Source organism: Streptomyces sp. NPDC047061 (assembly GCF_040643955.1).
Lineage (GTDB): Bacteria > Actinomycetota > Actinomycetes > Streptomycetales > Streptomycetaceae > Streptomyces.
Genome location: NZ_JBEYVI010000066.1, coordinates 24,327 through 37,603 on the forward strand (window position 1 = coordinate 24,327; position 13,277 = coordinate 37,603).

At 72.9% G+C, this 13,277-nt stretch carries 12 protein-coding genes; 1 reads left to right on the top strand and 11 read right to left on the bottom strand.

What is annotated here, in order from left to right:
• Positions 1-9 precede the first annotated feature (9 nt).
• From solA to ABZ887_RS47675, 11 genes are all read right to left on the bottom strand, one after another.
• The gene (solA, locus tag ABZ887_RS47625; RefSeq protein WP_361305331.1) at positions 10-2,448 is read right to left on the bottom strand and encodes an N-methyl-L-tryptophan oxidase; all 2,439 of its coding nucleotides are present in this window, start codon (positions 2,446-2,448) and stop codon (positions 10-12) included.
• Positions 2,445-3,902: an aldehyde dehydrogenase family protein gene (locus ABZ887_RS47630; protein ID WP_361305333.1), complete on the bottom strand. Its 1,458-nt coding sequence runs from the start codon at positions 3,900-3,902 to the stop codon at positions 2,445-2,447. The genes solA and ABZ887_RS47630 overlap by 4 nt, the downstream gene beginning before the upstream one ends.
• 83 nt (positions 3,903-3,985) lie before the next feature.
• On the bottom strand, positions 3,986-4,834 hold the full coding sequence (locus ABZ887_RS47635) for a creatininase family protein (RefSeq protein WP_361305335.1): 849 nt from the start codon (positions 4,832-4,834) through the stop codon (positions 3,986-3,988).
• 41 nt (positions 4,835-4,875) lie between these two features.
• Positions 4,876-5,325: a cytidine deaminase gene (locus tag ABZ887_RS47640; protein WP_361305336.1), complete on the bottom strand. Its 450-nt coding sequence runs from the start codon at positions 5,323-5,325 to the stop codon at positions 4,876-4,878.
• A complete protein-coding gene (locus tag ABZ887_RS47645) occupies positions 5,322-6,086 on the bottom strand; it encodes an amidohydrolase family protein (protein WP_361305338.1) in 765 nt (254 codons plus the stop codon). The genes ABZ887_RS47640 and ABZ887_RS47645 overlap by 4 nt, the downstream gene beginning before the upstream one ends.
• Positions 6,083-7,069, bottom strand: coding sequence for an oligopeptide/dipeptide ABC transporter ATP-binding protein (locus ABZ887_RS47650; protein WP_361305340.1), 987 nt, complete (start codon positions 7,067-7,069; stop codon positions 6,083-6,085). Before ABZ887_RS47650 ends, ABZ887_RS47645 begins: the two co-directional genes overlap by 4 nt.
• Positions 7,066-8,145: an ABC transporter ATP-binding protein gene (locus tag ABZ887_RS47655; protein WP_361305342.1), complete on the bottom strand. Its 1,080-nt coding sequence runs from the start codon at positions 8,143-8,145 to the stop codon at positions 7,066-7,068. Before ABZ887_RS47655 ends, ABZ887_RS47650 begins: the two co-directional genes overlap by 4 nt.
• Positions 8,142-8,831, bottom strand: coding sequence for an alpha/beta hydrolase (locus tag ABZ887_RS47660; RefSeq protein ID WP_361305344.1), 690 nt, complete (start codon positions 8,829-8,831; stop codon positions 8,142-8,144). The genes ABZ887_RS47655 and ABZ887_RS47660 overlap by 4 nt, the downstream gene beginning before the upstream one ends.
• A 5-nt stretch (positions 8,832-8,836) precedes the next feature.
• Positions 8,837-9,913 (bottom strand): ABC transporter permease, encoded by a 1,077-nt coding sequence (locus ABZ887_RS47665; RefSeq protein WP_361305346.1) that lies wholly within the window; start codon positions 9,911-9,913, stop codon positions 8,837-8,839.
• Entirely contained in the window at positions 9,910-10,839 is a 930-nt protein-coding gene (locus tag ABZ887_RS47670) for an ABC transporter permease (protein WP_361305348.1), read from the bottom strand. Before ABZ887_RS47670 ends, ABZ887_RS47665 begins: the two co-directional genes overlap by 4 nt.
• On the bottom strand, positions 10,832-12,511 hold the full coding sequence (locus ABZ887_RS47675) for an ABC transporter substrate-binding protein (protein WP_361305350.1): 1,680 nt from the start codon (positions 12,509-12,511) through the stop codon (positions 10,832-10,834). The genes ABZ887_RS47670 and ABZ887_RS47675 overlap by 8 nt, the downstream gene beginning before the upstream one ends.
• Positions 12,512-12,828: 317 nt before the next feature.
• Here ABZ887_RS47675 and ABZ887_RS47680 point away from each other — a divergent pair, with 317 nt between their 5' ends.
• Positions 12,829-13,053 (top strand): hypothetical protein, encoded by a 225-nt coding sequence (locus tag ABZ887_RS47680; RefSeq protein ID WP_361305352.1) that lies wholly within the window; start codon positions 12,829-12,831, stop codon positions 13,051-13,053.
• The last annotated feature ends 224 nt before the right edge of the window (positions 13,054-13,277 follow it).

Genomic DNA, 13,277 nt, shown 5'->3' on the forward strand with positions numbered 1-13,277 from the left:
TGGCGGCCCTCACCGGGCACCGCCGGCCACCAGCCGGGCGGGGGAGAGGAAGTCCAGGTCCGGGCGCGGGAGTTCGCACACCAGGTCGGCCAGGGCGGCCCCGATCGCCGGGCCGAACTTGAAGCCGTGCCCCGAACAGGCCGAGGCCAGCAGCGCCTGCGGCACCCCGGGCACCTCGCCGACCAGGAACCGCCGGTCCGGTGTCATGGTGTACAGACACGTCAGGCTCTCCGTGACCGGGCCCGCACCGGGCAGCACCCGGGCCACCGCCCTTGTCAGCAGGGTGAGTTCGTCGGCGGTCGCGGCGGGTCCGGCCGCATCCGGATCCCACGCGGGACCGGCGTCCAGGCCCGCCTTCAGCCCCCGGCCGTCGGCGGCCGGAAAGCCGTAGAGCAGTCCCTCCGGCAGATCGACCGAGAAGCTGCCCAGCCCGCCGGGCCCGAGCGGCCCCGCCGGATCCGCGGCGAAGTACGCGTTCACGATCCGGGTGACCGTCAGGTGCGAGGCCAGCGACGGCACCAGGTACGGCGTCCACGGCCCGGCGCACAGCACCAGCCGACGCGCCCGCACCTCCCCGTCCGCCGTCCGGACGACGACCCCCTCGCCGTCGGGACCCCAACTCGTGACCCGGGTGCGGTCGGCGATCGTGGCCCCGGCCCGCTCCGCGAGGGCGAGCTGGGCGCGCAGGGTCGCGGGGGCGTCGATGATCCCGGCGGCCGGGTCGTGGACCGCCGTGAACCCCTCGGGCAGCCGCAGCCCCGGGAAGATCCGGGCCGCGGCCGTCCGGTCCACCGTCCGGCAGCCCGGACCGCGCAGCGGATCGGGCCGCTCCCCGGGGGCCGCGTAGAGCCCGCCGGTGACGTCCAACAGCCGGGTTCCGGCCGCCTCTTCCAGCTCGTCCCAGGCGCGGTAGGCGGTGTCGACCAGGCCGTCCCAGTCGGGGTGCGGATAGGCCCGGCGGATCATCCGGGTGGCGCCGTGCGAGGAGCCCCGGTCGTGCCCCGCCGCGAACTGCTCCAACCCGAGCACGTCCAGCCCCCGCTCGGCGAGCTGCCGCAGCGCCGCGCCGCCGTGCACGCCGAGCCCCACCACCACGGCATCCCGGCGACCGGCCCCGGGCGCACGGACGGTCGGGGCGCGCGGGAGACGGGCAGGAGTCCGGGAGGCGTCCGTCGAGGCACCCGCGGCACCGATGCCCGCCGCCGACGTCGTACGGTCCGTTCCCCGCGCGTCCGCCGCGATCTCCGCGACCGCCTCCACCAGGGCGTCCAGGTCGTCGTCGTCGGTGTACACGTGCACCGACGCCCGCACCACCTTGGCCAGTCCCCGCGGGTCCATGTCCCAGCGGCCGTGGTCGGCCGGTACGGCGATCAGGTACACCCGCCGCAGCGCCAGGCGCCGTTGGACCTCGCTCGCGTCGAGCCCCTCCACCACGAAGGTGACGATCGCCCCGCCCGCCGCCGGCGGGTCGGTGAGCCGCACCCCGGGGACCGCGCCGAGCCGCTCGCGCAGGCGCGCGGCGAGGGCGGAGAGGCGGGCGAAGACGGTCGCGGGGCCGAGCGCGTGCAGGTCGGCCAGTGCCGAGCCCAGGCCGAGCCGCAGTGCGTGGGCGGCCTCCCACAGCTCGAACCGTCGTGCGTCGGGGGCGAGTTCCCAGCTGCGCTCGGCCGTCCAGCGGGCCCCGCGGACATCCGGGGCCTCGGGTGTGAGCCGTTCCAGGAGCGGACGACGCACCGCCAGCAGACCCGTGCCGCGCGGACCGCGCAGGAACTTGCGGCCGGTACCTATCAGCAGATCGCAGCCGATGGCGGGCATGTCGACGGGCAGCTGTCCCAGCGACTGGGTGGCGTCGAGCAGGAACGGCACCCCGTGCTCGGCGCTCAACGCGCCGATCCCCGAGGCCGGTTCGACGAGGCCCGACGAGGTCGGCACGTGCGCCGCGGTCACCAGCGCGGCGGGACCCGTGCGCAGCGCCCGCTCCAGGGCCGCCAGATCGGTGGCGCCGTCCGGCCCGTTGGGCAGCACCTCCACCCGGACTCCCGTGTCGCGCTCGGCGGCCAGCAGGTGCAGGGCGCTGCTCACGTAGCTGGAACGGGCGGCGAGCACCCGGTCCCCGGGGCGCAGCCGCAGCGCCGACACGATGCGCTGCCAGCCGGCGGTGGCGCTCTCGACCAGCGCGATCTCGTCGGCGTCGACACCGAGCAGACGGCCGGTACCGGTGTAGACGGCCGCCAGGTCGTCGGCGGCGAGCCGGGCCGCCTCGTAGCCGCCGTGCAGACTCTCGGCACGCAACTGGGCGATGACCGCCTCGACCGTGTCCGAGGCGAGGAGCGCGGCACCGGCCGCGTTGAAGTGGTGTCCGGTCGCACAGCCCGGGGTGCGGGCCCGCTCGGCGGCCACGTCGAATCCGGCGGGAGCCGGCGGCACGGCCGTCACGGGGGCGCTCACAGCGCCATCGTGATGCTCTTGGGCTCGGTGAACCCGTCGACCGCCGCGTCGCCGAGATCCCTGCCCAGACCGGACTGCTTGCTGCCGCCGAACGCCACGGCGGGATCGAACTCGTTGTAGGTGTTCACCCACACGGTGCCCGCCTGGAGCGCCGCCGCCGCGCGGTGCGCGCGGCCGAGGTCGGTGGTCCACACGCCCGCCGCGAGCCCGTAGTCGCTGTCGTTGGCGAGCGCGATCGCCTCCTCCTCGGTGTCGAAGGGGAACACCGCGGCGACCGGTCCGAAGATCTCCTCCCGGGCGATCCGCATGTCCGGCGTGACGTCGGTGAACACCGTGGGCCGCACGAACCAGCCGGGTCCCGGCAGGGGTTCGCCGCCGGTGGCCGCCTTCGCGCCCTCGGCGAGTCCGAGGTCCAGGTAGCCCGTGACCCGGTCGAACTGCTCCTGGGAGACGAGCGGGCCGATGTTGATCCCGCCGGAGAGCCCGGGGCCGATCCGCAACGCCTCCACGGCCGGCAGCATCCGGTCCAGGAACTCCGCCAACACCGTGCGCTGCACCAGCAGTCGGCTGCCCGCCGTGCACATCTGTCCCGAGTGCCCGAACACGGCCCGTACGGCGGCCGGTACGGCGGCGTCCAGGTCGGCGTCGGCGAACACCATGTTGGCGGACTTGCCGCCCAGTTCGAGCGTGAGCCGTTTCACGGACGGCGCCGCCGCGGCCATGATCAGCCGCCCGACGTCGGTGGACCCGGTGAACGACACCTTGGCCACGTCGGGATGCGAGACCAGCTCCGCCCCGGTGCGCCCGTCGCCCGTCACCACGTTGACGACACCCTCCGGCACACCGGCCTCGAGGCACAGCGCGGCCAACCGCAACGCGGTCAGCGGGGTCTGCTCGGCGGGCTTGACGACCACCGTGCAGCCGGCGGCCAGCGCCGGGGCGAGCTTCCAGGCGGCGATCATGAAGGGGAAGTTCCAGGGGAGTACGGCGGCCACCACGCCCACCGGCTCCCGGACGCTGTACACATGCCGGCCGGGCCCCGCGGGATGCACCGTGCCGGTCAGCCGGGCCGGTGCGCCCGCGAAGTGCCGGATCGCCTGGAGTCCCAGCTCCACGTCACCGCGGGCCCGCTCGATCGCCTTGCCGTTGTCCAGGGTGTCCAGGACCGCCAGCGCCTCGGCGTCCCGCTCCACCAGGTCCGCGAGCCGCAGCAGGACGTCCCGCCGGTCCCGGGGCGGCAGCGCGCGCCAGCGGCCGTCGCGGTGCGCAGCCGAGGCGGCGGCCACCGCCGATGCCACGTCGGTGGCGTCCGCCTGCGCGATCGTGGTCAACGGCTCACGGGTGGCCGGGTCGAGGACCGGGATGCGCCGGTCCGAGGCGCCCGTGGTCCAGGTGCCGCCGATGAGCATGGGCTCGCACGCGGGCAGCCTGGGCAGGGTGATGCTGGGGTCCAAGGGGGTTCTCCTTGTCGTTCGCGGAACGGCGGCGCGGTTCCTCGGGCGGGACGGCTCAGGCGTGACGGTTCAGGCGGGAACGCTCACGCCGGATCGCCGGGCCGGTGGGCCGCGCTGGGCCAGGGCTCGCGCACGGCCGCCGAGACGGCGCGGGCGGTGGTGAGCACACAGCGGTCGAACTCCGCCCGCCCGTGGTCCGCGTTCGCCTCGGTGACGTCCCTGCCCCACACCCCGGTCTCGCTGACCTGGTCCATGCGGTAGTCCCAGAAGGAGTCGACGTCGACGTGCGAGGTGGCCCGCTCCATCCGTACCAGGTCGGGCGCCAGGTGCAGCATCACCGAGGTCTCGAAGTAGTTGGCGTGCATCAGCGCACGCCCGTACGTGACATGGCCGTCGACCTCGGGACCCGGGTACATCGTCACGTACCCCAACGCCCGCACCCGGGCGTCCCGGTGACGCACTCTCAGCTTCTCGGCGGACACGTCGAGCGCGCCGTTGTTCCAGATGTGACCGTTGAGCAGGACGAACTGCCTTACACCGCTGGCGTACAGGGAGTCGATGACGTCCTCGACGACGGCGATCAGTGTCTCGGGGCGCAGCGCCACCGTCCCGGCGAAGCCGCCGTGCGAGGCGGACACGCCGAAGGCCAGCGGAGGCAGCACCGGTACGCCGGTCAGCGCGGACACGCCCAGGGCGACCGCCTCGCAGATCCGGGTGTCCACGGCCAACGGCAGATGGGGGCCGTGCTGTTCGGTGGCGCCCACCGGGATGATCACGGCGTCACCGCCGGCGACCGTGGTCCCGGCCTCCGGCCAGGTCAGCTCCTCCCACGGCAACGACGTTCCGCTGCCGCCGAGTTGCGCGGCGAGTGCTGGCACGTCGAGCCCGGTGGGCACGCTCAGGCCGCCTGGACCTGTGATGACGGACGGCATGTCTCTCCTGTCCTCGGGGGTACGGGGGTCTCGTTCGCCGGTCACCAGCGGCGCCGGCTCTTCTCCGGCAGCAGGTCCAGCGCGCGTGCCGGGACGGGACGGTCGCCGTCGACCGTGGTGAGCCACACGACGGCGTCCGGGCAGTAGTCACTGATGAGTTCACGGCACACCCCGCACGGCGCGATGATCCGGAACTGCCCGGCGGGCTTGATCTGCACCGACACCACCGAGGTCACCGCCAGCGGCGTACCGGGCGCGAGTGCGCCGCGCGCGGTGCCCAGGGCGACGCCCTCGGCGCAGATCGAACTGCGCCGGCAGGAGCCCTCGACATGGACGCCGGTGTGGATCCGGCCGTCCGCGGTCCGCAGGGCGGTGGCCACCTCGTGCCGGTCCCGCTGCCACACCCGCTCCAGCAACGCCTGGGCCACGGAGAGGAGTTCGGCGTCCTGCTCGGTCATCTCCGGCGGGACCGCCACGGGCGCGGCGGTCATGCGCCGAGCCCCAGCAGGCGGGCCATGTTGCCGCCCTCGACCAGCGCCCGGTCCTTCTCGTCCTCGACCGCCTTGGCGATCTTCATGCGCTCCAGGTCGAAGTCCGAGCCGGGCCACTCGCTGCCCATCAGGATCTGCCGGGGGCCGAGCCGGGCGTAGGCCCGCTTCACGTCGCTCATCAGCGTCGCGGACGTCTCCAGGTAGACGTGCGGCTGCCGTTCGGCCACGATGATCGCCTCCGGCACGTTCCACACCGCGCCCATGTGCGCGATGATCGTCGGCACCTCGGGGTGGTCCCGGGCGGTCTCCTCGATGGCGAGCGGCGCACAGAAGGCGTCGTCCAAGGCGTTGATCAGCACCATCAGCCCGCGCCTGGCGCACGCCTCGAAGACCGGGTCGAGGAGCCCGTGGTCGGCGACGTGGTAGCCGTGCAGGCTCGGATGCAGCTTCAGGCCCACCAGACCGGCGTCGGCGATCCGGTCGATCTCCTCGATCGCGTCGTCCGCCTGCGGCAGTACCTGGCCGAAGCCGAAGAACCGGTCCGGGTGGGCGGCCACCAGCGAGGCGATGAAGTCGTTCTCGATGCGCTGCGCGAGCGAGCACACCATCGCCATGTCCACCCCGGCGGCGTCCATCCGGTCGAGGATGCGGCGCGGCTCGAAGGGCTTGTAGGGCGGCGGCGCCTCGCCCTTGCGGGCGCCCGTCAGGTAGTCGGAACGGCCGCGCACGTCCTGGGTGGTGTTGTAGGCGTCGATGATCAAAGCTGGTCCTCACTCACGGGCACGGGCACGGGGCCGAGGGGCAGGTGGCAGCGGACGCGGCGGCCGGGTGCGATCTCGCGCAGTTCCGGGTGCCGGGTGCGGCAGAGGTCGGTGGCGAACGGACAGCGGGTCCGGAAGAGACAGCCCTCCGGAGGGTCCGCGGGGTCCGGCAGTTCGCCCTCCAGGGGCTGCCGTTCGGCCGGTGGGCCGGGCCGCAGCTCCGGCACGCTGGCCAGCAGCGCGGCGCTGTACGGATGGGCCGGGCCGGAGAAGAAGTCGTCCCTGGAGGCGGTCTCGATGATCTCGCCCAGGTACATCACGGCGACCCGGTCGGCGATGTGCCGCACCACACCGAGGTCGTGGGAGATGAACAGCATCGTCAGCCCCCGGTCGCGCACCAGTTCCGACAGCAGGTTCAGCACCTGGGCCTGGATGGACACGTCCAGCGCGGAGACCGCCTCGTCGGCCACCACGAACCGCGGCGAGGACGCCAGGGCCCGGGCGATGCCGATGCGCTGGCGCTGCCCGCCGGAGAACTCGTGCGGCTTGCGCCCACCGGCCTCGGCCCCCAGCCCGACGAGTTCGAGGAGCTCGGCGACGGCACGGTCCGCCTCGACGCGGCTCGCGCCCCGGGAGCGCAGCAGCGGCTCGGCGACGATCTCGGCGACGGTACGACGCGGGTTCAGCGAGCCGAAGGGGTCCTGGAACACCATCTGGAGCTCGGCCCGGGTCCGCTTCAGAGCCCGGCCGCGCAGCCGGGTCAGATCGGCGCCGAGGAAGTCGATGCGGCCCGCCGACGGTTCCACCACCCGCAGCAGGGCCCGCCCGAGCGTGGACTTGCCGCACCCCGACTCACCGACCAGGCCCAGCGTCTCGCCCTCGGCGATGTCCAGGTCGACGTCGCGCAGCGCCCGCACCCGGCCGCCGGCCCGGCCGGCGTACTCGACCCGCAGTCCGCGGGCGCTCATCAGGACCTCGCTCATACGGCGGCTCCCGTCGCCTGGGCCGCCCGAGCCCGCACCCGGGCCGCCGCGGTGAGCACACAGGCGTCCAGATGGGCCGGGCCGCCGTGGCGCCGCCGCAGCTCCGGGCGGCTGTCGCAGCCGTCGTGGGCGAACGCGCAGCGCGGCCGGAAGCCGCAGCCGGGCGGCCGTCCGACACCGGCGGGCGGCGATCCGGGGATGGCCGGCAGCCGCTCGGGAACCGGCCCGCGCAGTGGGGGCACCGAACCGAGCAGGCCCATCGTGTACGGGTGCTGCGGGTCGAACAGCACCTCGTCACGGGTGCCCTGCTCCACGATCCGGCCCGCGTACATCACCGCCACCCGGTCCGCGACCTCCGCGACCACCCCCAGGTCGTGCGTGATCAGCAGCACGGACGTGCCGTGCTCGCGCTGCACCCGCTTCAGCAGCGCCAGCACCTGGGCCTGGATGGTCACGTCCAGCGCGGTGGTCGGCTCGTCCGCGATCAGCACCGCCGGGTCGTTGGCCAGCCCCATCGCGATCATCACGCGCTGGCGCATGCCCCCGGAGAGCTGGTGCGGATAGGCGCGGGCGGCCCGCGCCGGTCCCGCGATGCCGACCTCGCCGAGCAGTTCGACGGCGCGGCTCGCGGCGGTGGCGCGCGGGACGTCACCATGGGCGCGGATCGTCTCCGCGACCTGCGCGCCCGCCCGGTGCAGCGGGTTGAGCGCGGCCAGCGCGTCCTGGAAGACCACCGCCACGTCCTTGCCGCGCACCCGGCGCAGCTCCCGCTCGGACGCCCCCACCAGCTCCCGGCCCCGGAAGGACACGGAGCCGTCGATGTGGGTGCGCGGACCGCGGTTGAGGCCGACCAGACTCATCGACAGCGCCGACTTGCCCGACCCGGACTCGCCGACCAGCGCGAGGATCTCGCCCCTGCGCAGCGTCAGGTCCACGCCGTCCACGGCGGGCAGCCGACCCGCCGGCACGTCGAACCCCACCCGCAGCCCACGGACTTCGAGCACCGCCTCCGGCAGGGCCACGTCGTGCACGCCTTCCGACCCGGTCGCGTCGTGCACGCCCTCCGGAGCGTTCATACGGCACCGCCCACGGCCAGTGCCGCCCGGTGGATCAGCTCGGCGACCCGCTCGGGCCACACCAGGGTGGTGTAGTGGCTGCCCGGCACATGCTCGACGGTCGCCTTCATCCGCTCGGCCATGAAGTTCTGGATCTCGGGGCGCAGGGTGCGGTCGTCGTCGGCGACCAGGTACCAGCTGGGCAGCGACCGCCAGGCCGGAACCCCGGTCGCCTGGGTGAAGATCAGGTTCTCGGCCTTCCGCCCCTCCGCCTCGACGACCGCCCGCTGCTCGGCCGACAGATCCGGGCCGATCTCCGCCCAGAACTCCGCGCTCGGCTCCGACTTCCACTCGCCGTTCGGGCCGCGCCGCATGTACTTGGAGATCTCCGCGGGTTCGTAGCGCTCGACGATCCCGTTGACGGTCTCGCCCTCGTCCGGCCCGAACGCGGCGATGTAGACCAGCCCCGCGACCCGCGGGTCGCGTCCCACGTTCGTGATCACCGCGCCGCCGTAGGAGTGCCCGGCCAGCAGCACCGGGCCTTCGGCGCCCGCGAGCGCGGCCGTGGTCTCGGCGATGTCGTCGGCGAGCGAGGTCATCGGGTTGGTGACCGTGACCAGCCGGTGGCCGTGGGCGGCGAGCAGCGGCTGGACCGCCGACCAGGTGGTGGGCCGTCCGCCGGCACCGTGGACCAGCACGATGTCCATCGGGATCATCCTTTGCGTAGACGCGGGTCGAGGACTGTGTAGAGCAGGTCGACCGCGTGGTTGACGAGGGTGAACAGCAGGGCGATCGCGAGGGCCGCGCCCTGCACGACCGGGTAGTCGCGCTGCAGCACGCCCTGCACGAGCAACCGTCCGACGCCCGGGTAGGAGAAGACGGTCTCGGTGACCACCGAACCGCCCAGCAGGGACCCGAACTGGAGCCCCAGGACGGTGACGATGGGCAGCCAGGCGTTGCGCAGCACGTGCCGGCGCACCACCGCGCCCTCGCCGAGGCCCTTCATCCGGGCGGTGCGCACGAAGTCGTCGCCGAGCACCTCCAGGACGGAGGCGTGCACGATCCGGGTGATGAACCCTGCCATCGACAGCGCGAGCGTCACCGCGGGCAGGACCAGGTGCTGGAACCACGGCCCCACCAGTTCGGGCCGGTCCTGGAGGATCGCGTCGAGCAGGACGAAGCCGGTGGTGGGTTGGTAGTCGAGGGTGCTGGGCAGCCGGCCGAGGACCGGCAGCCAGCGCAGCCACACGCCGAACACCACGATGGCGAGCACGCCCAGCGCGAACCAGGGCAGCGAGAAGCTGACCGTCGCCACGGCCCGGGTCGAGGTGTCGATCCAGCTGCCTCGGCGCAGCGCCGCGACGACTCCGGTGACGACGCCGAGCAGCACCGCGACCGTCATGGCGGCGAGGGTGAGTTCCACGGTCGCGGGCAACGCGTCGCCGAGCAGGCCGAGGACGCTGTTGGAGCCGTAGAACGAGGTACCGAGCCGCAGATGGACCAGGTCGTCGAGGAAGTGGCCGTACTGGGTGAGCAGCGGCTGGTCCAGGCCGAGGGCCTTGGTGACCCGTTCCTCGTTGGCGTCGAACTGCCCGGCGGAGGTGGTGCCGCCGCCCGCCGCCAGCGAGGTGGCCGGGGAGCCCGGCAGCAGCCGTATCGCCACGAACACCAGGGAGGCCAGCGCGAACAGCACGACCGGGATCACGGCCAGCCTGCGCAGGAGCACCCAGGCCGCTCCCGTCGGCCGGGGCAGGCGCACCCGGGTCAGCACCCCGGTGCCCGCGCTCATGCCGTCCCCCGCGGGTCGAGGGCGTCCCGCAGGTCGTCACCGGCGAAGTTGCACGCCACGACGAACAGCAGGGTGAGGGCCGCGGGCAGCACCACCAGCCGGGGCGCGGTGTACACGAACTCCTGCCCGGCCTGCACCATGTAGCCCCAGTCCGGCGTCGGCGGCTGGATGCCGAGACCGAGGTAGGAGAGCCCGGCCGCGAACCCCGCCGCCACCGACAGCGTCATGACGACCTGGGCGAGCAGCGGACCGCCGATGTTGGGAAGCACCTCGCGCAGCAGGATGCGGGGCGCACCCGTGCCCCCCAGCCGGCAGGCCACCACGTAGTCCTTGGCCGCCTCGCGCGCGGTCAGGGTGCGGGCCAGCCGGGCCAGCCCCGGCGCCAGTGAGACACCGATGCCGAGGGTCAGACTGACCGTGCCCGGTCCGGCCGCCGCCACCAACAGGATCACCAGCAGGATCGACGGGAAGGCCAGCGTCAGGTCCACCAGTCGCATCAGCGCCTGCTCGACCGCACCGCCCGCGTAACCGGCGACCAGCCCGACCACCGTGCCGGCCCCGGCCGCGAGCGCGGTCGCCGCGAAGGACACCAGCAGCAGCGGGCGGGCCCCGTGCACCAGCCGGGCCAACTCGTCCCGGCCCAGGTCGTCGGTGCCCAGCGGATGCCCCGGCGCCCCGGGCGCCAGCAGCGCCGAGGAGGTCTGGCGCAGCGGGTCGGCCGTCACGAGCAGCGGTCCGAGCAGGGCGACCAGCACCATGGCGGCCAGCAGCAGCCAGGCGAGCAGCGCGGGCCAGGAGCGGGCCACCCGGCGCCGGCGCAGCGCGCCCAGCAGCCGCCGTACCGCCCCGGACCGGACCGGGACGGCCGCCGCACCGGTGACCGCCTCCACCACCACGGCGTCGACCGCGGCGCCGGCCTCAGACACTGGCCTTCTCCATGTAACAGCGGTGGTTGGCCAGCGCGTCGGTGTTCATGCCCTTGACGTCCGCACCGCTGACGACCAGGTTGCTGAAGCAGGCGAGCATCGACAGGACCATGTACTCCTCGGCCCACCGGCGCTGGATCTTCGTGTAGGCGGCGGTGCGCTTCTTCGTGTCGGTGAGGTTCTTGGCCGTGTAGAGGTCGTCGGCCAGGGAGGCGGCACCCTTCAGGGTGTCCATCCCGGAGAGCTTGGAGCCGTAGATGCTGGTGGGGCTCGCCATCGCGCCGACCATGTCGTCGGGGTCCGGCACGTAGGTGTTGCGCTCCCAGATCATCAGGTCGTGGTAGTCGTCCTCGCCGTCCAGAAGCCGGCTGAAGTAGGTCGCCGGGTCCACCGAGGTGGTGGCCACCTTGAAGCCGACGTCGGTGAGGTTCTGAGCGATGATCTGGGCCGCCTTGGGGTGCCAGGAGTCGCTGGCGGCCATCAGCCGGATGGTTCGCCCCTTCGCCCCGGCCTCCTCGACCAGCCGCTTGGCCTGCGCGGTGTCCTGGGTGCTGAGGTCGGCGAGCGCGGTGTCGTAACCGCTCTGGGCCGGCGGGATGGCGTAGCCCCGGGGTTCGGCGCCGACGCCGTAGAACGCCTGCGCGAGGATGGCCTTGCGGTTGATGGCCAGGTTGATGGCCTTGCGCACCTTGAGCTCGGGGACCCGGCGGGCGTCGATCATCATGATGGCGTCGGCGTTGTGCGGGGTGTCGTACACCTTCACCGCGCTGTCCTTGCGCAGCTGCGAGACGGCGGAGTACGGGGCGAACTGGGTCGCCGACACGTCGCCGCTGAGCAGCGAGCTGACGATGGTGGAGGGATCCTGGACCTGGCGCAGCACCAGCCGGTCTATGGGGGGCTTGCCGAGCCGGAAGCCGTCGAAGGCCTTGAGCGTGATGGACTGCCCGGAGGTGGCGGTGGAGAAGGCGAACGGCCCGGTGCCCACGAGGTGCTTGCCGATGTCGGCGCCGTACTTGTCCAGTGCGGCCTTGGAGATGATCCGGCCGCCGATGTCGGAGAGCTTGCCGAGCACGGTCCGGTCGGGCTTCTTGAGGACCATCTTCACGGTCATGTCGTCGGGCGCGGTGAGCGAGGCGACGTTGGCGCCCATGCTCGACAGCGGCCGGGTCGCGCCCTTGGGCAGCGTCTTGTCGTCCGGGTCGAACTGGCGGCCGAGGCTGGCGAGTACGTCGGCGGAGCTGAGGGTGGTCCCGTCGTGGAACTTCACCCCCTTGCGCAGGGTGAAGGTGTAGGTGAGCTTGTCATCGGACACGGTCCACTTCTCGGCGAGGTCCGGTGTGGGCTCGTTGGTCTCGAAGGAGATGAACGTCAGACCGCGGCAGATGCAGTCGACGGCCATCCAGTCGCCCAGGGAGGTGTAGAAGGCAGGGTCGTTGACGGCGCTGGTGGCGTCGATGGCCAGCGTGAGTGTGCCGCCCTTGCCGCTGCCGCCCCCGTCCTGGGCGGCCGCACCGCACGCGGTGAGCAGGGCGGGCAGCCCGAACCCCACACCCACGCCGAGCAGTCCGGCCCCCCGGAGCATCGTCCGGCGCGAGACGTCCCGCGACGCGATCGCCGACACCGACGACAGGGTGGCGGCGGTCGAGGGCGATCCAGATGTTTGGTCCGGCATGGGGCCTCCTTGGGCACCGATCCTGAGAATGGATTAAATCTGCGCTGGATTGGATCCAAAAACATGCTCAGTGGCTCCCGATTCCCTGTCGTGTCCCTGGCGTTAAAGGCGTGTGAAGCGGATCCCGAAGGCGGATCCCGAAGAACCGGTCGCCGTCCACGCCGTGAACCGGAACCGAGCCAACAGGCCTGCGACGAGACGGCCAACGGAGCCGTGGACGAAAGGCCACGACCCGCTTGTCGCGCGTCACGCGGGATGAGGCCGACGGGAACTGCTCCCCATGATCAACACCCGCGACTGCTCACTACACTCCCATGATGAACAACATACGGTGCACCCAATGCGGTGCGGTGGGGCTGGAGCCGGGCTTCGTCGAGGACTCCGGACAAGGCGCTCGCGGGTTCGCGCGGTGGATCGCGGGCCCCCTTCAGCGAGGCCCGCTCGGCAATGCCAGGAGGATGGGCCGGCCGCACTGGCAGATCGATGCCTACCGTTGCCCCGCCTGCGCACACCTGGAACTGTTCGCCGCCCAGCCGGACTAGCGGCGTGGTGTGCGAGAGACAGGAACGGCCGGGCCAGGACGTGACCAGAGCCGTACCGGTTGGGGAGAACGTTACGTCCTCCATGCCCCGTACTGCTCTCGCGCATCCGCGCCCCTGATCGGCCCGGCGGGGGGGCTTGAGTGGGTGTCAGGTCCATTGTGCCTGTTCGGGGGTGGTGTGCGGTAGGACGGAGGGCACGTTCGTTGGGGCTTGTCGGGGGTGGT

What these genes read in the sequence shown, in the direction of transcription:
- ABZ887_RS47680 (WP_361305352.1), top strand. Translation starts at nt 12,829, where the DNA reads ATGAACAACATACGGTGCACCCAATGCGGTGCGGTGGGGCTGGAGCCG.
- ABZ887_RS47660 (WP_361305344.1), bottom strand. Translation starts at nt 8,831, where the DNA reads ATGGACATCGTGCTGGTCCACGGTGCCGGCGGACGGCCCACCACCTGG.
- ABZ887_RS47640 (WP_361305336.1), bottom strand. Translation starts at nt 5,325, where the DNA reads ATGACCGCCGCGCCCGTGGCGGTCCCGCCGGAGATGACCGAGCAGGAC.
- ABZ887_RS47665 (WP_361305346.1), bottom strand. Translation starts at nt 9,913, where the DNA reads ATGAGCGCGGGCACCGGGGTGCTGACCCGGGTGCGCCTGCCCCGGCCG.
- ABZ887_RS47635 (WP_361305335.1), bottom strand. Translation starts at nt 4,834, where the DNA reads ATGCCGTCCGTCATCACAGGTCCAGGCGGCCTGAGCGTGCCCACCGGG.
- ABZ887_RS47675 (WP_361305350.1), bottom strand. Translation starts at nt 12,511, where the DNA reads ATGCCGGACCAAACATCTGGATCGCCCTCGACCGCCGCCACCCTGTCG.
- ABZ887_RS47655 (WP_361305342.1), bottom strand. Translation starts at nt 8,145, where the DNA reads ATGAACGCTCCGGAGGGCGTGCACGACGCGACCGGGTCGGAAGGCGTG.
- ABZ887_RS47650 (WP_361305340.1), bottom strand. Translation starts at nt 7,069, where the DNA reads ATGAGCGAGGTCCTGATGAGCGCCCGCGGACTGCGGGTCGAGTACGCC.